This is a genomic window from Nocardia sp. NPDC051833 (genome assembly GCF_040681225.1).
In the GTDB taxonomy this organism is placed as follows: Bacteria; Actinomycetota; Actinomycetes; order Mycobacteriales; family Mycobacteriaceae; genus Nocardia.
Genome location: NZ_JBFAYK010000001.1, coordinates 790123 through 808811 on the forward strand (window position 1 = coordinate 790123; position 18689 = coordinate 808811).

Annotated in this window: 13 protein-coding genes and 1 pseudogene; 6 read left to right on the forward strand and 8 right to left on the reverse strand. The window is 67.6% G+C overall.

What is annotated here, in order from left to right; all coding sequences use genetic code 11:
• Window positions 1–11: 11 nt before the first annotated feature.
• Window positions 12–551, reverse strand: a complete 540-nt coding sequence (locus tag AB0L91_RS03640) for an AAA family ATPase (protein WP_365007112.1) — start codon at window positions 549–551, stop codon at window positions 12–14.
• Window positions 552–646: 95 nt separating this feature from the next.
• Window positions 647–1702: an AraC family transcriptional regulator gene (locus tag AB0L91_RS03645; protein WP_365007113.1), complete on the reverse strand. Its 1056-nt coding sequence runs from the start codon at window positions 1700–1702 to the stop codon at window positions 647–649.
• Between the two features lie 270 nt (window positions 1703–1972).
• Here AB0L91_RS03645 and AB0L91_RS03650 point away from each other — a divergent pair, with 270 nt between their 5' ends.
• Together AB0L91_RS03650 and AB0L91_RS03655 are read left to right on the forward strand one after the other, a co-directional pair.
• Window positions 1973–4021, forward strand: coding sequence for a CocE/NonD family hydrolase (locus tag AB0L91_RS03650; protein ID WP_365007114.1), 2049 nt, complete (start codon window positions 1973–1975; stop codon window positions 4019–4021).
• A 74-nt stretch (window positions 4022–4095) separates the two neighbouring features.
• Entirely contained in the window at window positions 4096–5430 is a 1335-nt protein-coding gene (locus AB0L91_RS03655; protein WP_365007115.1) for a lipase family protein, read from the forward strand.
• 214 nt (window positions 5431–5644) lie between these two features.
• On the opposite strand, the gene AB0L91_RS03660 is transcribed toward AB0L91_RS03655, so the two are convergent.
• The gene (locus AB0L91_RS03660; RefSeq protein ID WP_365007116.1) at window positions 5645–6091 is read right to left on the reverse strand and encodes a hypothetical protein; all 447 of its coding nucleotides are present in this window, start codon (window positions 6089–6091) and stop codon (window positions 5645–5647) included.
• A gap of 129 nt (window positions 6092–6220) precedes the next feature.
• On the opposite strand from AB0L91_RS03660, the gene AB0L91_RS03665 reads away from it, so the two are divergent.
• Entirely contained in the window at window positions 6221–6841 is a 621-nt protein-coding gene (locus tag AB0L91_RS03665; RefSeq protein WP_365007117.1) for a helix-turn-helix domain-containing protein, read from the forward strand.
• A 63-nt stretch (window positions 6842–6904) separates the two neighbouring features.
• Here the strand turns inward: AB0L91_RS03665 and AB0L91_RS03670 are convergent, their stop codons facing one another.
• The 4 genes from AB0L91_RS03670 to asnB form a co-directional block, all read right to left on the reverse strand.
• Window positions 6905–7339 (reverse strand): ester cyclase, encoded by a 435-nt coding sequence (locus AB0L91_RS03670; RefSeq protein ID WP_365007118.1) that lies wholly within the window; start codon window positions 7337–7339, stop codon window positions 6905–6907.
• 302 nt (window positions 7340–7641) lie between these two features.
• A complete protein-coding gene (locus AB0L91_RS03675; protein WP_365007119.1) occupies window positions 7642–8739 on the reverse strand; it encodes an MBL fold metallo-hydrolase in 1098 nt (365 codons plus the stop codon).
• A 319-nt stretch (window positions 8740–9058) separates the two neighbouring features.
• Entirely contained in the window at window positions 9059–9931 is an 873-nt protein-coding gene (locus AB0L91_RS03680) for a LysR substrate-binding domain-containing protein (RefSeq protein ID WP_365007120.1), read from the reverse strand.
• A gap of 523 nt (window positions 9932–10454) precedes the next feature.
• On the reverse strand, window positions 10455–12296 hold the full coding sequence (gene asnB, locus AB0L91_RS03685; protein ID WP_365007121.1) for an asparagine synthase (glutamine-hydrolyzing): 1842 nt from the start codon (window positions 12294–12296) through the stop codon (window positions 10455–10457).
• Between asnB and AB0L91_RS03690 the strand changes: the two genes are divergently transcribed.
• Window positions 12246–12452, forward strand: coding sequence for a hypothetical protein (locus AB0L91_RS03690; protein WP_365011344.1), 207 nt, complete (start codon window positions 12246–12248; stop codon window positions 12450–12452). The two genes, asnB and AB0L91_RS03690, sit on opposite strands and share 51 nt — an antisense overlap.
• A 285-nt stretch (window positions 12453–12737) precedes the next feature.
• Here AB0L91_RS03690 and AB0L91_RS03695 read toward each other — a convergent pair.
• A pseudogene (locus AB0L91_RS03695) lies at window positions 12738–14395 on the reverse strand (FAD-binding dehydrogenase).
• A gap of 64 nt (window positions 14396–14459) precedes the next feature.
• Here AB0L91_RS03695 and AB0L91_RS03700 point away from each other — a divergent pair.
• Complete coding sequence (locus tag AB0L91_RS03700) at window positions 14460–14945, forward strand: Lrp/AsnC family transcriptional regulator (RefSeq protein WP_357343990.1); 486 nt, start codon at window positions 14460–14462, stop codon at window positions 14943–14945.
• A gap of 196 nt (window positions 14946–15141) precedes the next feature.
• Window positions 15142–18618, forward strand: coding sequence for an indolepyruvate ferredoxin oxidoreductase family protein (locus AB0L91_RS03705; RefSeq protein WP_365007122.1), 3477 nt, complete (start codon window positions 15142–15144; stop codon window positions 18616–18618).
• The last annotated feature ends 71 nt before the right edge of the window (window positions 18619–18689 follow it).

The following is an 18689-nucleotide window of genomic DNA, read 5'->3' on the forward strand; positions in this document are numbered from 1 at the left end:
CGATCGCCCCGTCAGTACCCACTCTCACGAATCATGGCGGCGATCGTTTCGATTCGATCCGTCAAGGGGACGGTCAGCTCGAGCACCGGAATGTTCGCGAGGAGGTCCAGCGGATCGGTGTAGGCCAACTCCAGCAGGGTGTCGTCGACCGCGCGGCGGAGGCCGAGCATTTCCGCCGGCGGGAGGAGGCGCTCGGTGTCTAAGGTTATCGGCACGAGCACCAGGAGATCCAGTGTGGCCAAGGCTTTTCGAGCCGCAGCGGTATCGGTGACGGATTCGATGTCGAGGCCCGTCGCTGACAGGTAGGCCAGGAAGTCCAAGGGGGTTCGGTCGAAGACGGAACCGTCGGGTTCGGTGGTCAGGAGGTGGATCGAGCGGGTCAGTTGGGCTCGGTAGTCGGCGTGTGATGGTGGGTATTCGAAGTCGTGGCCGTCTTCCTCGAGGAGGACGTACGGTTCCTCGATCGGGGTGAGTTCGGTGAAGCGGGAACACAGTTCGTGAACCAGTGTCGTCTTGCCGGTTCCGTGTGGGCCGGACACCCCGATACGCATTCCACTCCTTCGATGATTCCCTGATGCGGAACAATGCGATCGATTGATCGTAATTCCTTGAACGACTGCCGATTTCCCGGTGGCGTGCATGCCCATCATGATTTCCTGAGATCGCTCTGGCGTACCCGGAATTCGGCGCGGACCTCCTGCGGGGTACGGCCGTACCAGCGGCGGACCACGCGGGTGAGGGCGGATTGTTCCCGGAGGCCGACGAGTGCAGTGATGCGGCCCATGGGGAGATCGGTTTCGCACAGGAGGCGGTAGGTGGCATCTCGGCGGGCGGCATCGAGGACCGCGGTGAAAGTTGTTCCTTCACCGGACAACGCGCGTTGCAGAGTGCGGGGGCCGGTGTGCAGCATCTGCGCGACGGTGGCGATGTCGGCCGTGGATTCGAGGAAAGCGCGGTCGATGGCGAGCCGGACCCGGGCGGTCATGGTTCGGTCGAGTTCGGAGTAGTTGCGGGCGAGGTAGTCCATCGCCAGTTTGTGCAGCATCGGATCACTGCCGAGCATGGGGCGGGCGAGCAGTTCGGTGGTGAAGCGGAACAGGGTGGTCGGCATGTCGAATCGCACTTCGGCACCGAAGAATTCGACATAGCGCGAGGCGGGTGCCCGAGGCGGATGGGGCAGGTACACCGTCCGCAGTCCGTAGTCGCTGCCGACGCCGTGACGCACGAACCGATGCAGCAAACCCGCGCCGTGGTCGATGCCCTGACTGAAGTCGGTCACCTCAGCCATGTCGCGATAGTTGATCGCGATCACGCCGGGCTGCTGCTCCGGATCGGCGCACAGCTCGATCGAGATACCGGCGTGATGGGTGTACAGGTAGCGCTGCACGCAGACCACCGCCGCGCCGACGGTGGGCGCATTGAGCAGAGCGACGGCGAGCGGACCGAGCAGACTGAAATCCTGACGTTCGGCCAAGCGCAAGCCCAGGTCGGGACACCCCAGTTCGGTGGCGGCGACCTCCAACGCCCAGCCCATCGATTCCGACGACACGACCGCGTCATCGGATTCCAGCGCCTCCGGGGCGATGCCGAAACGCCGCAGCAGCGTGGCACTGTCACCGCCGAGTTCCTCGACCAGCTCTCGATACCCGCGCAGTGTCGCGGCACGCCCCATGACCGCCATCAGCAACTTCCCGCCAACCATTTTCCGAGACGGTTTCGCAGCGTATCCAGTGGCGTGCCCCGCGACAAGAGCACAGCGATTGTCTCAGCCACAACCTGCGTTTTCACCAGCTGAGATATACAGCGAGATCGGCATGTGGCGCACCCGATGTCGCGCTGGGGTAAAAGGATGTCGCCCAGGAACGAGTCCACAGTCCACATCGATGGCAACAATCTGGCTCAGTAATCGAGTGAGAGGTGGAACACACGAATGAGGGCTGGGAGGCGGACGAAGCGGTTCGCGATACACAGCATGGTGGTGGCATCGGTGGCGCTGGCGAGCACACCGTTGCTGGCACCGACGGTTTTCGGTGAACCGAACGGGGGGTTCACCGCGATCGACGGCGGCGATCATGCGGCACAGTGGAACTCGGCGCTGACCGGACCGCAGCCCTACAACGGCGTGGCGCCCGATCTCGCGGTGCCGATCACGATGAGCGATGGCACCGTGCTCAAGGCCGACATCCTCCACCCGGCGCGCGACGGGCGGGTCGCCGATGGTCACCGCCCGGTGATCCTGCAGATGCAGGGCTACGGCAAGCTCCCGATCCTCATCGGGCAGGCGCTGCTGGCCTCCGCGGACGGACTCGGCATCAAGAAGCCCCTCGAAGACTGGATCTCCTCGATCAATCTGCCAGGGGTCGGAATCGACGGGTTGTTCGACCTCACCCGTCAGGCCGACTCCGGCGCGATCGAGGCCGCGGCCCAGGATTGGGCGCTCGCCGAGGCCGGATACACCCTGGTACAGGTCGATCTGCGCGGCACCGGCACCTCGGAGGGCAGCTGGCAGGTCTTCGGCGACCGCGAGAAGCAAGACGTCGCGGAGGTGATCGACTGGATCACCCGACAAGGGTGGAGCGACGGCAATGTCGGCACCATGGGGATCTCCTTCACCGCGATCAGCGCGCTGGAGGCCACCGACCGGATGCCACCGGGACTGAAGGCCGTCTTCGCCTACGAGGGCAGCGCCGACATCTTCGACGACATCGCCGGCCCCGGCGGCGCGGTCGGCGTCGGCTTCCTGGTCCCGTGGCTCTTGGGAGTCAACGCGGCCAAGATGATTCCCGACATCACTGCCCTGGCAGTCGGGAAGTTCGATCCCGCACAGCAATTGCAGTGGCTGAAGGACCGCATCGCCGACCCGTTGACCCTCGTCGATATGGTCGCCAACGGCTACACCGCGCTGACACCGGATCAGCTGACTCCACAGACCCGCGGCCTGCTCAACCCGAATTCGCCCTTCCGGCAGGGGCTCCAGGCAAAGGTCGGCAACATCCGGGTGCCGACCTTCATGGTCGGTGCGTGGTTCGACATCTTCGGCACCAGCCCGACGGACACCTTCAATGCGATCCCGCTGCCCGCCGAGCAGAAGAAGCTCATCATGGGTGACGGCTACCATCTCGGCTCCGGCATCGCCGGTTTCGGCCATCCGGGGATGCCGCCGCGACTGGATGTGTTGCAGCGGGCCTGGTTCGACCACTGGCTACGCGGCATCGACAACGGCATCGAGGACTACTCGCCGATCGTGGTCAAGCAGCAGGGCGGCGACTGGACCACGGCCTCGGAGTTCCCGCGCACCGAGGCCACCTACCGGCGCGTGTACCTCGATGACACGTCGTCGGGCACCGCCCCGGGTTCGGTCTACGACGGCGGGCTCTCGCAGAACCCGCGGCAGTCGCAGGTCCGGGACCTGACAGTGGCGCCGGGCTTGCTGAGTATCTGTGGCCGTGACGTGGCCAGGATCGCGGCCGGCGCGACGGCGGTCTTGGACGCCTGTGCTGAGGACTCCCGCATCTGGGAGCGCAACGGACTGAGCTTCACCAGCGGCCCGGTCACCGAGGCCACCACCGTGTCCGGCCCGATCAACGTCCACCTCAACGTGGTTCACGACGCGACCGACGGCTACTGGGTGGCCACGATCAACGATGTGGCCCCCGACGGCAGGTCCAGAGAGATCGCGACCGGACAGCTCGTCTCCTCGCTGCGCCAGATCGACCACTCGGCGAGCAGGACCTCCGCCAACGGCGACTACACCACACCGAGCTACTTCCTCGACCTCGACCGGCGCCAGCCCACCATCCCCGGTGAACCCGTCACCCTCGATATCGCCGCCACCCCGATCGATGCGGTGCTGCAGCCCGGCCACCGCCTGCGCGTCGACGTCTATGCCAGCAACTTCCCCAAAGGCCTGCCGCCCCTGCTGTTCCTGGCCGACTCCGGCCTGAAACCCGAACACCTGCGTCTGGATCCCGACGCGCCGAGCTGGGTCAATATCGCCCTGACCGCACCCATTCCGGATTGATTCGGACCCGGCCGAGCCGCAGACAAGCGCTGCGAGGCTCTGGGGTCTTCGCAGCAATGATGCTGGAGGTTTTGATGAACAAGTCCCGGTTGCGACACCTGACCGTCGCAACGATATCCGCGGTCACGATGCTGGTGGGCGCGAACACGGTCTCGGCCGACCCGGCCGATATCGCGTTCCCACCGGATCAGAATCAGCTGCCGCAGCTGCCGTCCGAACCGCAGATCTACGATCTGCTGCCGATTCCGACCCCGTCGGAAGACCCGTGGTACAACGATCCGGAGGATCTCGCTTCCTTCGCGCCCGGTCAGATCGTGCGCACCAGAGAAGTGCAGACCCGCGTGGCCGGAATTCCGTTCCCGGTGTACACCAAGCAATTGCTGTTCCGGTCCAACGATGTCCACGACAACCCGATCGTCACAGCTACGACCGTCCTCGTTCCAGGAATACCGTGGCAGGGCAGCACTCGGCCCGTGGTCTCGTTCCAAGAGGCCATCGACTCCACGAATTCGTCCTGCAACCCCTCGTATACGTTGCAGATCGGCACCATGAAGGAGTCCACGCTCCCGGCAGCCTGGTTGATGCAGGGCTTCGCCGTCAACATCCCCGACTTCGACGGCAAGTTCAACACCTTCAACACCTTCGCCGAGGGCAAGATGGTGCTGGACAGCCTTCGCGCGATGAAAAGCGATGCGGGACTGGGGCTCTCCGACGCCGGCATCGCCTTGTACGGATACTCCGGCGGCGGTTCAGGATCCCTCCGCGCGGCCGAACTACGCGCCACCTACGCACCCGATGTACGGCTGTTGGGTACGGCCGTCGGGGGCACCCCCGGCAGCCTCACCGCCATCGCGCGATACGCGATGCAGCCACAGACCGGACTCGCGGGAATCGGCAACTTCACCATGTGGCTCGGCTTCGCCGCGCTCGGACGTGAATACCCGGATGTGTTCCGGCCCGAGGAGTTGCTGACCGAGGAGGGCCAGCAACTGCTGCGCGATTTCCAGTCACGCTGTGTCCTCACCATCGCGCCGACGGGGATGTACCGGCCGATCAGCGCCTACTTCAAACCGGGCAAATCACTGGAAACCGAACCCGCGATCATGCAAGTGCTGGAAGACAACAGCCTCGGCAAGCACATCCCGGACACCCCGATCCTCTGGTGGCACGGCATCTGGGACGAGGTCGTGCCACCGTCGACAGCGCTGCCAACGGTGAACAAGTACTGGGACAGCGGCGCGAACCTGCGGTTCATCACGGTCCCCTTGCCTGAGCACGTGGTCAACGCAGGCACCGGTTGGGCACCGTCGGTGGCCTGGACCAGCGCTGTCCTGCGGGGCCTGCCCCCGGGGCCGACCTTCAATCTGGGTTTCCCCGCACCACTACCCGCGGGGTTTCCGGGAACCTGAGTCCAGCCTCCGCCCTAGAGGCACCACTGCGGCCGCAATCGGCGAGCCTGTGGTCAATCCTTGCGAATCCAGGCGGGCGTCACCCGTATCTCGCTGAGTCGCCGGCCCACGGTGGTCCGGACCGCCGTGCAGGTCTGCCGGAGGCTGCCCGTCTGATGGGGCGGCCGGCCGTCGCGGTAGTAGTACACGACCTCCGGGGCATTCGGGGCATGGGTCAGACGCGGGCCAGTTCCTCGGCCATGCGGGCGGTGACGGTGGCGAGCACCCGGGCGGCGGTGGCCAGATCCTCGGGGGCGACCGCGCTGTAGGCGGCGGCCACGATCGCGCCCGACTCGGCACGAACTTTGCTCACGAGCGCCGCGCCGTCCTCGGTGGGCTCGACCAGATCATCGGAAGTCGCTCGCAGCTGGCCGCTTTCGAGCAGTGCGATCAGGGCGGTCCGGGCGTCGGCTGGATTCCACTGGGTCATGGCGGCGACGCGGGTGATGTGCGCGGCCGGATCGATCGGCGCACCGGCGGCCAAGGCCTGGTTGAGGACGATCCACTGCTTCTCGTCCAGCGTGGTGCCGGCCAGTGCGCGGGCCAGCACCGCGGTGTGGTGCTTCTCGGCCTGGCCGATGACCGACGGGTTCAGGGTGGTGGCCGGGGCGGTGGTGCTCATTGCGATCTCCTGTTCGGGGCGATGCTCGCTGACAGGAAGATTCTGACACTGAGTTCCATACGTGCGCAAGTATTAATTTGAACTGAGATTCTTTCGTGCCTGAGATTCGCGTGGAGCTAGGATTCCGGCATGCCCATCGACGACCGCGCCTTGCCACTGCGCGAACGCAAACGGCTGCGCACCCGCCGCGCCTTGGCCGACGCCGCGCTGCGGCTGTTCACCGAGAAGGGTTTCGCCGCAACCACCGTGGAGGAACTGGTCGACGCGGCAGAGGTCTCGCGCAGCACCTTCTTCCGGACCTTCCCCACCAAGGAGGCCGCGGCCGTCGAAGCCGAAACCGAGCTGTGGGCGGGCTATCTCGACGCCTTGACCGTCCACGACCTCACCGGCCCGGTGCTCGCCGCACTACGCGACATCCTCACCAGCGTGGTCGCCGACCTCCCCGACGACTGGGATACCCGCTACGTCGCCACCCGCAAGCTGATCCTCACCGCCCCCAGCCTGCTCGGCCACGTGGACTACGCCCGCTCCGGCGTGGAAACCCAAGTTGCCCAACGGATATCGGACAAACTGACCCTTCCCGACAGCGACCTGCGCCCTCGGGTCCTCGCCGAGGTGACCACCACGGCATGGAGCATCGCCGGCCGCGGCTGGGTCGCCGCGGACGCGAGCGGGGGCCGAGCCGATCTCCTCGAACGCCTGCACCAGGCATTCGCCGTCATTCCCGACGCACTCCAGCTGTCGGCGTGAACAGGTAGCAGCGGCATGCCGCTGCTACCTGCATCGCCCACTCCCCCAGCAGTGTCGGTGAGGTCAGGTTGTCGCGGAGTGCGCCGCCTGGACGACGCCGAGTTGCTGCATCATGCCGAGCGTGTCCCAGCACGCCCAGCTCTCGACGATCTTGCCGTCCCGGAAGCGATTGATCGTAATGCCTTGAACGACTGCCGATTTCCCGGTGGCGTGCATGCCCATCATCTCGCCGTCATTGTGCCCTGTTCCCGTCCATCGGGTGGTGACGAAGTCGCCCTCGGCGATCTGTTCGTTGACCAGGAAACGTTGATCCGAGAACGCGGCGAGATACATCTGTGCGAGTCGTTTCATACCGTCGGGGCCGTGGACCTCGGCGAACGGGTTCTGCGGATCGTGGTTGAGGGCGTCGTCCGCGATCACCTCGTCGAAGACATCGAGGTCTCTCGCGTTCCACGCGTCGAAGAAGCGCTTGGCCGCCGCCTTGTTCTGCTCTGACATGGCGATTCCTATCCGATAGGTGCGCCGAACCGGCGGAGGGGCTCGTAGTCGCTACGGGCGGCATCCGCCGCGCCCGGCGTTCAACATTGCCTGACGAGCCGGACACGCTGCCGACGGTGAAATCCACGTCGACACACCGCGATATGAGGACGCTGCCATCACGGCGGATGCCCGCCCGGGATCGTTCCCGGCGAGCATTCCGCTACCCGCCGGTCGAAAACCTTGAAGCCGGTATACGCAATAATTGTGCGCCCATTCCGTCCGCGAGGTAAAGGGTGCCGCAAAGATGCCGGGCCGGTCGGCTACCGGAGGGTGATGGTCTGTAGGTCGGTTCCGACGATGACCTCGCCGGAGTATCCCTGTTGAGCCCAGCTCGTCCATTGGGCCGGGTCGATCGTGGCGGTGGGGCCGAAGTCCGCGATGTGCGAGAGCACCAGCTGGGGAACGTCGGCCTGGGCGGCGATGCCGCCGACCTGCTGCACCGCGGTGTGCGACTCGGTCATATGGGACTGTGCCGTGGGCGAGAGGCTGCCTCCTTCGATATTGATCGCCTCGTGGACGAGCAGTTGCGAACCGCGGGCGAGCTGGACGAGGTTCTCGGAGTTGGTGGTGTCTCCGGAGAAGGTGACCGCGCCGTATTCGGTGTCGAACCGGAAGGCGAACGAAGGGAACACCGGACCGTGGGGGACGAGTGTCGCGGTGACCCGCACGTGGTCGTCGCTCATCACCGGAAACGGTGCGGTCGCCGGCGCCGGGTCGGTGTAGCTCGCACCGATGTCGGGCAGTGCGATCTCGTGCACGACCGCGATCGCCGCGGTGTTCTGCAACCCGGTGTCGCGCATGAGCACGTTGTTGCTGTAGGCGAATGCCTCGTTGCATCTGCGGGTCAGGTCCGCCAAGCCCGGTGTCGGGTTCTCCGGCGAGGCCACGGGCGGGTCCGCGCCGCCGTAGGCGGGTTGCAGCCCGCCTGCGGGCCCTGGTCCGTAGACCTGGACCGGTGGTGAAACGCCGTCGGTGGTCTGCACATCGGTGGAGCCACCCAGCATGAAGAAATTGTTGTAGTCGGCCACGTGATCGGCGTGCAGATGGGTGATGAAGATGTTCTTCAAGGCGGCGAACTCCAGCCCGGCGCGGTGGTACTGCCACACCGAGGACTGACCGCAATCGACCAGGTAGACCTGCCCGTCGACCACCAGGGCAGTCGAAATCCCGGTCCGATCGCCCTGCACGTAGGGCCCGGCGCGGGTGCCGAGCAGGACGACGCCCAACTTCACCGGCGTCGGTGGCGCGGTGGTGCTCGTCGGTGCGGCCTGGTTCCCGGTATCCGACGAACCACACGCCGTGACCGCGAGCAGTGTGGCGGCCGACCCGATTCCGGCCAGCGCCATGCGGCGGCTCACGCCACCCGAATGCCCGTTCTCACTGTCTTGTCCCCCGCACGATAGGCACACAAGCCGGTGTCCTTCCTTGAACGGGGCACCTCAGCCACACCGACATTCCCGAGAATCACCGATGGATGGGGCGGCAGACACTCCGCGCCGGCAGGGCGGCGCCCTCGACAGACAGGCACGATCGCTGCGGGCGAACCGCATCGCCGAAAATGCGTCCGACCACGATACCGCCTGCTCCGAAGCGAACTCCAGACCCGAAACCGCACAGGCGCTCGCGACCGGGCGACACCGGGCCCGGCGCGGAGCACACCACGCAGACAGTGCGCGGTCAGGTGGCGCCGTGGATGGTCTGGACGAAGGCCCGCACGGTGGGCGTCTCGGCTGCCGTGCGCCAGACCAGCGCCCAGGAGACCGGTGGGGCATCGCGGATCGGCAGGAACACGAGGTTGGGCCAGGGGTGGAAGCGGGCGGATTCGGCCACGGCCGCTATCACCGCTTGCCCCGAGCTGACCACTTTGAGCTGGTCGTCCCAGGTGCTGACGAGCGGTCCGCGGGCGATCGGACGGCCGGCGGGGGTGTGGAAGGGCTGGAAGACCTCCTCCATGTGCGCCGGGATCGAGGACTTGTGGGCGACGAAGGTGAGGTCGCCGAAGTCTTCCCGGCCGACCGACGCGCGCCGCGCGAAGGAATGCGTGGCGGCGACGACGAGGACCTGGGCGCAGGTGTGCGTGACGGGACCGACGGTGAGGTCGGGTTCCCGCACCGGCAGCCAGACGTGTCCCACATCGATCTCGCCGGAACGCAGCAGGTCGAGCGGATGGACGGGGTTGATGTCGCGGTGCACGACCCGCACGGCTGGATGCTGCCGCTGGAACGAGTCGAGCAGGTCGCCGAGCATCCAGGCCTGCAGGCCCATGGTGCCCAGCGTCAAGGTCGCCGAGGTGCCGCGGGCGGCGGCGGTCGAGGTCTCGATACCGTCCATGATCTGCCGGTAGCCCGCGCTCAGCTGCGTCAACAGCTCGCGACCGACCGGCGTGAGCGCGACCCGGCGGGTGGTCCGCTCGAACAGTTCGGCGCCGATGCGGCGCTCCTGCTTCTTGATCGCCATGCTGACGCGGGCCGGGGTCACATGCAACCGTTCGGCGGTGCGGCCGAAGTGCAGTTCCTCGGCCAGCGTCAGGAAGATCTCGATATCACGCATCTCCACGGCAACCCCAAGATCCTTCATCGCCAGGTTAAGAAACCTTCTCGAAACTGTCCTTTTTCCCGGGCGCCGCGTGGTGGAGCCTGGTGTCCATGACCAGTTACGAAACTACCAGTTTCGGTGAAGCGGTGTTACGACGGCTCTGTGACGCGCTGGCACCGCGTATCGCCAGGGCCGGTGCGCGCTCGGCCGACCTCGTGTCGCGGCACTGTGCCCGCGGCACTTCGGCAATCGCCCGCCACAGCGCACGGACGGGTCGGCGACACGACCGCTCCATGACGACGCCCGGTGACCACGGGGTGACGCACACCGGTGCGCGCACCGGGCCCGCTAGTGCTCCCGGAACCACTGCGGCGCACCGGGTTCTCGATCATCTTCCGGCCTTCACGCACGCCGATCCGCGACGGCGAACCCGGCACCCGAGGTTCGAGGGAACGAACCGGTGGCCGGCCAGGCCGCTCGCCGGCGGCCCGACCGGCCGACCCGAAGCCTCTTGACCGCCGGCGAGCCTGGTCGCGGGTCAGCCCAGCGGGCTCATGTCGACGTCGTACTCCTTGATCCAGGCGTTGGCGCGCAGGATGCTCTCGGTCCGCAGCCGGGCCCACGAGCCGCTGCCGGGGTCGGTGCCGTCGACGATCGCGGTGGCCGCGTCGATGTTCAGGAACTCCCGGATGGGCTCGTCGGCGCCGGTCAGAACCTCGTTGAGGCCCTTGCGCAGCATGTCGTCGTAGCCGGTGTCCAGGGTGGCCGGGAAGACGGACTTCGGGCGGTTGCGCACCGCGTCGGGCAGCAGGTCGCCCGCGGCGGCGCGCAGCAGCCACTTGCTCTCGCCGGGGCGCTGTTTCATCGACCACGGCACGTTGAAGACGTAGTCGATCAGGCGGTGGTCGCAGAACGGGACGCGGACCTCGAGTCCGACCGCCATGCTCATGCGGTCCTTGCGGTCGAGCAGCGGGCGCATGAAGCGGGTGAGGTCGAGGTAGTTGGCCGCGCGCATCCGCGCGTCCAGCGGCGATTCGCCGTCCAGGCGGGGCGCTTCGGCGATGCCCTGCGCGTACATGGCGCCGATGCGCTCGAACAGGCCGGTGCGCGCGACGACGCCACCGTCGAACAGGCTGAACGTCGACGGGGTGCCCTGCAGCAGCTGGAACGACATCCACGGGTAGATCGGCACGTCGAGGACCTTCTCGTCATGCAGCCAGGGATAGCCGCCGAACACCTCGTCGGCGCCCTCCCCGGAGATCGCCACCGTGCAGCGCTCCCGCACCGCCTGGAACAGCAGGTACAGCGAGACGTCCATGTCGCCAAGGTGATTCGGCAGATCCCAGGCCGTCAGCACCCGGCGGCGCACCTCGGGGTCGCACAGCGCGGCGGTCGCCACGTCGATGCCCTCGTGCTTGCAGCCGACGTAGTCGACCACCTCGCGGATGAAGGGCGCGTCCTCGGTCGCGCGCAGGATGTCGGCCGAGGTCTCGAAGAAGTCGGCGTGCCCGACGAAATCGATGGAGAAGGACCGCACCACATCGGCCGCGGTGTTCGAGCGGGTCGCCAGCGCGGTCAGCAGGCTCGAGTCGATGCCGCCGGAGAGCAGGGTGCCGATCGGCACGTCGGACACCAGCTGCCGTTCGACGATATCGGCCAGCAGCGCGCGCACCGTCTCCACCGTGGTGTCGAGGTCGTCGTCGTGCGGACGAGCCGTCAGCTGGTAGTAGCGAGTGCGCTCGATCCCCGACCTGCCGACCCGCAGGAATTCACCCGGCTGCAATTCCAGCAGACCGTCGAACGGGGTTTGCCCGGCGACATTCGCCTGCAGGACAAGGAAATTGGCGAAGCCGTCGAGGTCGACCTTCCGCTTCGCCGCCGGGTTCGCGAGAATCGCCTTCGGCTCGGAGCCGAACAGGATGCCGTCGGCGGTCGGGTAGTAGTAGACGGGTTTGACGCCCACCCGGTCCCGCACGAGCAGCAGTTCCTCGCTGCGCCCGTCCCAGATCGCGAACCCGAACATGCCGTTGAACCGCTCGACGCACGCGACGCCCCACTCGAGGTAGGCGCGTAGCACCACCTCGGTATCGCTCTTGGTGGTGAACCGGTGACCGGCGCCTTCCAATTCCTGCCGCAATTCCCGGAAATTGTAGATCTCACCGCTGTAGGTCAACGCGACATCATCGCGGACCATCGGCTGGACGCCGCCCTCGATATCGATGACCGACAATCGCCGATGCCCGAGTGCGGCGTGCCGGGAAATCCATACGCCACCGGCGTCCGGTCCGCGCAGGCGCATCGTCTCGGTCATGCGCTCCACTATCGGGCGTTGCGTTTCGAGATCACTCGCGAAATCGACCCATCCGACAATTCCACACATTTTCTTCAACCTCCGAGAATAGGACCGAGCGATGCGGCGAAATGGGCGCGCGCCGATACGCGGCAGGTCACCGACCGGACGCCCGACATCCGGCAGCGCGGAACGAAACCGGTTGGCCACCAGACCGATCGAGCCTTCGGTACCGTGCCGGAATAGTTAGCTGCGCCACCTATCGAGTTCGCCGTGAGCCGCGTCGAAAGCGCGCCGAACACCCGCCTGCGAAACCAGAACAATTTACCGATTCAGCGGGTCGACGAGTGCGGACTCCAGTGTTCTTCCCCCTCGCCTCAAAAGTCCGCAGCCCAAAATATGCGCTCGATCTCCAGGCGTCAAGATCCACGTCTCGGCCCATTCGTGGAATCACCCGATGACCACGGACACTGGCGCACAAGACTATTGCGCAGCGTGCGGTCATCGCCACGGCTCCGCCGGGACCGGCCGTCACACCCGGCCCGCGACCGCCCGGCCCGCGGCCCGTCCGGAGAAGATGCACCCACCCAGGAAGGTGCCTTCCAGCGCGCGATAGCCGTGCACCCCGCCACCGCCGAAGCCCGCGACCTCACCGGCGGCGTACAAGCCCTCGACCGCCGTACCGTCCGGCCCCCGCACCCGCGACGACAGGTCGGTTTCCAAGCCGCCCAGCGTCTTCCGGGTGAGCAGGTGCAGGCGGACGGCGATCAGCGGGCCCGCCTTGGGATCGAGCAGCCGGTGCGGCGCGGCCACGCGGATGATCTTGTCGGGCCGGTAGGCGCGGGCCGCGCGGATCGCCGCAAGCTGGAGGTCTTTGCCGAAGGGGTTGTCCAGCTCGCGGTCGCGCGAGGTCACCTCGCGCCGCACGCTCGCGACATCGAGCACATCGTCCCCGGCGAGTTCGTTCATCCGGCGGACCAGGTCGTCGAGTCCGTCCTCGACCACGAAATCGACGCCCTTGCGCTTGAACGCCTCGACCGGTCCGGGGGCACCCTTCTTCACCCGTTCCAGCAGCAGCCGGATATTGCGGCCGGTCAGGTCGGGATTCTGTTCCTGACCGGAGAGCGCGAACTCCTTCTCGATGATCCGCTGATCCAGGACCAGCCAGGTGTAGTCGAAACCGGTGCGATTGATGTAGCGCATCGAGCCGAGCGTGTCGAAGCCGGGGAACAGCGGGGGGGCGGCAGCCGGGTGCCGGTCGCGTCCAGCCAGAGCGAGGACGGTCCGGGCGCGACGCGAATGCCGTGATTCGGCCAGACCGGGTCGTAGTTGACGATGCCCTCGGTGTAGTGCCACATGCGGTCGCGGTTGATCACGCTCGCGCCGGCACGCTCCGAGATCTCCAGCATCCGCCCGTCCACGTGCGCGGGCACCCCGGCCAGCATGTGCTCGGGCACGCGCCCCGCGTCGGTCGGCCAGTTCCGGCGGATCAATTCCGGGTTGTGCCCGATGCCGCCGGAGGTGACGATCACGGCCTGCGCGCCGAACTCGAACTCCCCCACCGACTTCCGGGACGACGCGACACCGCGCGCTGCGTCGGAGGGTTCGAGGACGGTGCCGCGCACCCCGCTGACCGCGCCGCCGGTGACGACGAGTTCGTCGACCTGATGGCGGAACGCGAAGGTCACCAGACCCCGGTCCACGCCGTCGCGCACCCGCGACTCGATGATCTCGACGATCCGGGGCCCGGTGCCCCAGGTGACGTGGAAACGCGGCACCGAATTGCCGGGCCCGTCGGCGCCGTAGCCGCCCCGTTCGGCCCAGGCGACGATCGGAAACGACTTCCAGCCGCGTTCGGCCAGCCAGCCGCGCATTTCCCCGGCGGCGAATTCGACATAGGCCCGCGCCCACTCCCGCGGCCACCGATCCTCGCGCTCACGGTCGAATCCGGCATTGCCCAGCCAGTCCTGCCAGGCCAGGCCGTAGGAATCCTTGATCCCGACCCTGCGCTGCTCCGGGCTGTTCACCAGGAACAGTCCACCGAAGGACCAGAATGCTTGTCCGCCGACATTGCCGGCGTTCTCCTGCTCGACTATGAGCACCCGCTTACCCGCGTCGACCAACTCCGCCGTGGCGACCAATCCGGCGAGTCCGGCTCCGACGACGATGACGTCAGCAGATTCGGCCATCATCAACGGTAACCCCACGCCCCGACCCCGGGGAAGCACGAGGACCGCCGTGCCACAATGCGGCATGACCATCAAGTTCGACGCACTCGATGCCGCCTTGCTGGCCGAACTGGCCGCGGACCCGCGGGCGCCGATCCTCGAGCTGGCCCAGCGGCTCGGGATCGCCCGCAATACGGTGCAGGCGCGCATGAAGCGGCTCGAGTCCTCGGGCGCGGTGCGGGGCTATCCGCCCGATATCGATGTGCAGGCGATCGGCTTCGCCGTGCACGCCTTCCTCGGGGTCGAGCTCGATCAGAACAAGATGGATCCGATCATCGAGACGCTGCGTGGCTTCCCGCACGTGCTCGAGGTGCACGCCACCACCGGGCGGTCCGATCTGCTGGTCCGGATCGCGGCGCAGTCGCAGCAGGATCTGCTGGAGATCATCCAGCGGGTGCACGCCATCGACGGGGTGAACCACACCGAGACCATGCTCGCGCTGGCCACTCCGATCGGTTATCGGAGCCTGCCGCTGGTCGATCATCTGACCCACCGGCCGAATCAGCCGTGATGTGACGCAGGTCTCTCACTCGAGCAGATTGGCACATCGACCCCAGTGGTCCAGATCACTTTTGAGCAGACTGATCAACTTTTCGACTGACTGTTGACACCCCTCACCCCTCCACGGCACATTTCGCTGCACCGATTGCAAGTTCCTTCGTTGCGCAGCTCACGATCTGGGTTGTGGAAAGTGTGGTGAGGCGTCCATGACCACCGTCGTCTGTCCGACCGCCGCGCCGCAGGCCGAGCCTGCCGCGCCCTACGACCTCGCCGATCGCTATCGCTCCGGAGCCGGGCCGGTGCTGCTCACGGGCGTGCAGGCCATCGCGCGGCTGCTCGTGGAACAGCATGTGCGCGACCTGCGCGCGGGGCACCGGGTCGCGACATTCGTCTCGGGGTATCAGGGCAGCCCGTTGGGCGGGGTGGACAAGATGCTGCTCGGCATGCCCGAGGTGCGCGCCGAGCACGACGTCACCTTCGTGCCCGGGTTCAACGAGGAACTGGCCGCCACCGCGGTCTGGGGCAGCCAGGCCGACCTGCCCGCCGGGCGGCCGACCCACGACGGCGTGGTCGGCGTCTGGTACGGCAAGGGGCCCGGCGTCGACCGCGCCACCGACGCGATCCGGCACGCCAACATGTACGGCGTGAACGCGCGCGGCGGCGTGCTGCTGCTGGTGGGCGACGATCCGGCGTCGAAGTCGTCGACCGTGCCCGCGGTCAGCGAGCGCTCGCTGGCCGCGATGGGTGTGCCGGTGCTGTTCCCGCGCAATGCCGAGGAGATCATCACCCTGGGCATGCGGGGCATCGCCCTGTCGCGGGCCTCGGGCTGTGTGGTGGCGCTGAAGATCGTGGCCGATGTCGCCGACGGCGCCTGGACCGTCGACGCGAGCGTGGCCGATCTCGCCGTCACGGTGCCCGAACTACAGTGGGAGGGCAGGCCGTTCGTCTACCGGCAGCGGCCGATGGCGGCCCCCTCGGACAGCGTGCTGGCCGAGGCGGATCTCTACGGTCCGCGCTGGGCGATGGTGCAGGCGTACTCGGCGGCCAACGCGCTCGACGTCGTCGAGGTGGATCCGGCCGGGGCGAAGGTCGGTATCGCGGCCACCGGAACCACGTTCGACGCGGTCCGCCAGGCCCTGCTCGACCTGGGCGTCGACGACACCGCCCTGCACCGGGCGGGCATCCGGCTGCTGCGCATCGGCATGCCCTATCCCGTCGGCGCGGCCGCGGTCACCGAATTCGCGCGCGGTCTCGACGAACTCGTCGTGGTCGAGGACAAGACCGCGTTCATCGAGACCCAGATCCGCGAGATCCTCTACGGCACCCCGGACGCGCCCCGCGTCCTCGGCAAGCACGACGAGCGCGGCGCGCGGCTGATGCCGGTGGACGGCGAACTCACCGCGGGTCGCCTGCTCGCCCCGCTGCGCCGGGTGCTGCGCGGTCGGGTGGAGCTGAAAAGGGCAGCGCCACCGGCACTTCCGCTCGAGGTCCTGTCCGCCAAGCGGACGCCCTACTTCTGCAGCGGCTGCCCGCACAACCGCTCCACCGCGCTGCCCGACGGCTCGATCGGCGGCGGTGGCATCGGCTGTCACACGCTGGTGACCCTGTCCGGGCGCGCCGACAGCGCGGTCACCGGGCTGACCCAGATGGGCGGCGAGGGCAGCCAGTGGATCGGGCAGGCGCCGTTCACCGACGTGCCGCACCTGTTCCAGAACATCGGCGACGGCACCTTCTTCCACTCCGGGCAGCTGGCCGTGCAGGCGTGTGTCGCAGCCGGAGTGAACATCACCTACAAGCTGCTCTACAACGAAGTCGTCGCGATGACCGGCGCCCAGGACGCGGAGGGCATGCTCACCGTCGCGCAGCTGACGCACAAGCTCACCACCGAGGGCGTGCGGCAGATCATCATCTGCGCCGACGAACCGCGGCGCCATCGCAAGCGCTCGCTCGCCAAGGGCACCCTGCTGTGGCACCGCGACCGGCTCGACGAGGCCCAGCGGACACTGCGCGAGATCGAGGGCGTCACCGTGCTCATCTACGACCAGCACTGCGCCGCCGACGCGCGCAGGCAGCGCAAGCGCGGCGCGCTGCCGGCCCGCAACACCCGGGTGGTCATCAACGAGGCGGTCTGCGAGGGCTGCGGCGACTGCGGCACCAAGTCGAACTGCCTGTCGGTGCAGCCGGTCGACACCGAGTTCGGGCGCAAGACCCGCATCGACCAGACCTCGTGCAATACCGACTACAGCTGCCTCGACGGCGACTGCCCGTCGTTCGTCACCGTGGAGACTGTGCCGGACAAGAAGCGAAAGACCAAGCGCCGCAAAGCGACCGAACCGCCCGCGGTCGCCGACCCCGGGCTGGGCGCACCGCAGCGCACCCAGAACGTGCTGATCGCGGGCATCGGCGGCACCGGCATCGTGACGGTGAACCAGGTGCTGGCCACCGCCGCCCTGCGGGCCGGGTACGAGGTGGAGAGCCTGGACCAGATCGGGATGAGCCAGAAGGCCGGTCCGGTGGTCTCACACCTGCGGTTCTCCGGCACGGAGCTGGAGCCGGCCAACCGGCTCACCCCGGGCAGCGCGGACTGCCTGCTCGCCGTCGACCTGCTCACCGCCACCGAAGCGCGGTACCTGCAGTACGGCGACATGGCCCGCACGGTGGCCGTGGCCTCGACCAGCCAGACCCCGACCGGCGACATGGTCTACGACAAGTCGGTGGCCTACCCCGCCACCGAGACACTGCTGGATCGGATCGCGGCGGTGTCGCACTCGACGCACCACTTCGACGCCCTCGCCGCGGCGCAGACCCTGTTCGGCACCACCGCGGCGGCCAACTTCCTGATCGTCGGCGCGGCCGTGCAGTCCGGTGGGCTGCGGCTGCCGGTGGCGGCGATCGAGGAATCCATCGGGATCAACGGCGTCGCGGTGGACGCCAATATCGCGGCCTTCCGGTGGGGACGGGTCGCCGTCGCCGATCCGGCCGCGTTCGCCGCGGCGGTCGATGAGGGGCAGCCGCGGCGCACGCCCCCACGGGTGCCGCTGGAACTGCTGGCGCACACCGACTTCGACGGCGAGGTGCGGCGGCTCATGGAACTGCGCGCGGCGAACCTGATCGGCTACCAGAACGCCGAGGTGGCCCGGCGCTACATCGAGACCGTCGAACTCGCCTGGGCGGCGGAGCGAAAAGTCACCGACCGCACCGACTTCAGCGAGGCGGTGGCGCGCGGGCTCTACAAGTTCACCGCCTACAAGGACGAGTACGAGGTGGCCCGGTTGCTGGTCGACCCGGCGTTCCTGGACGAGGTGCAGGCCCAGGTCCCCGGTGGCGAGAAGCTCACCTACAAGCTGCACCCGCCGGTCCTGCGGGCCATGGGCAGGCGCAAGAAGATCGGTCTCGCGCCGAAATCCCATGTGGCACTGAAGGTGCTGGCCAAGGGCAAGTTCCTGCGTGGCACCAAGCTCGACCCCTTCGGCTACGCGCACGTCCGCAAAGTCGAGCGGGAACTGCTGGCCCACTACACCGCCATGGTGGGGCGGCTGGCCGAGGAGCTGCGACCGGAGAACTACGACACCGCCATCGCGGCCGCCGCCCTGCCCGACGTGGTGCGCGGCTACGAGGACATCAAGCTCGCCAATGTCGAGCTGTACCGGACCGGACTGCGCGAGCTCGGCATCGACTACTGACGAAACACCTTGCGGCGCGACCACTTCGGTGGCACCGCGACACCCGTCGCGCGTGGCGGCGCCGATCACAC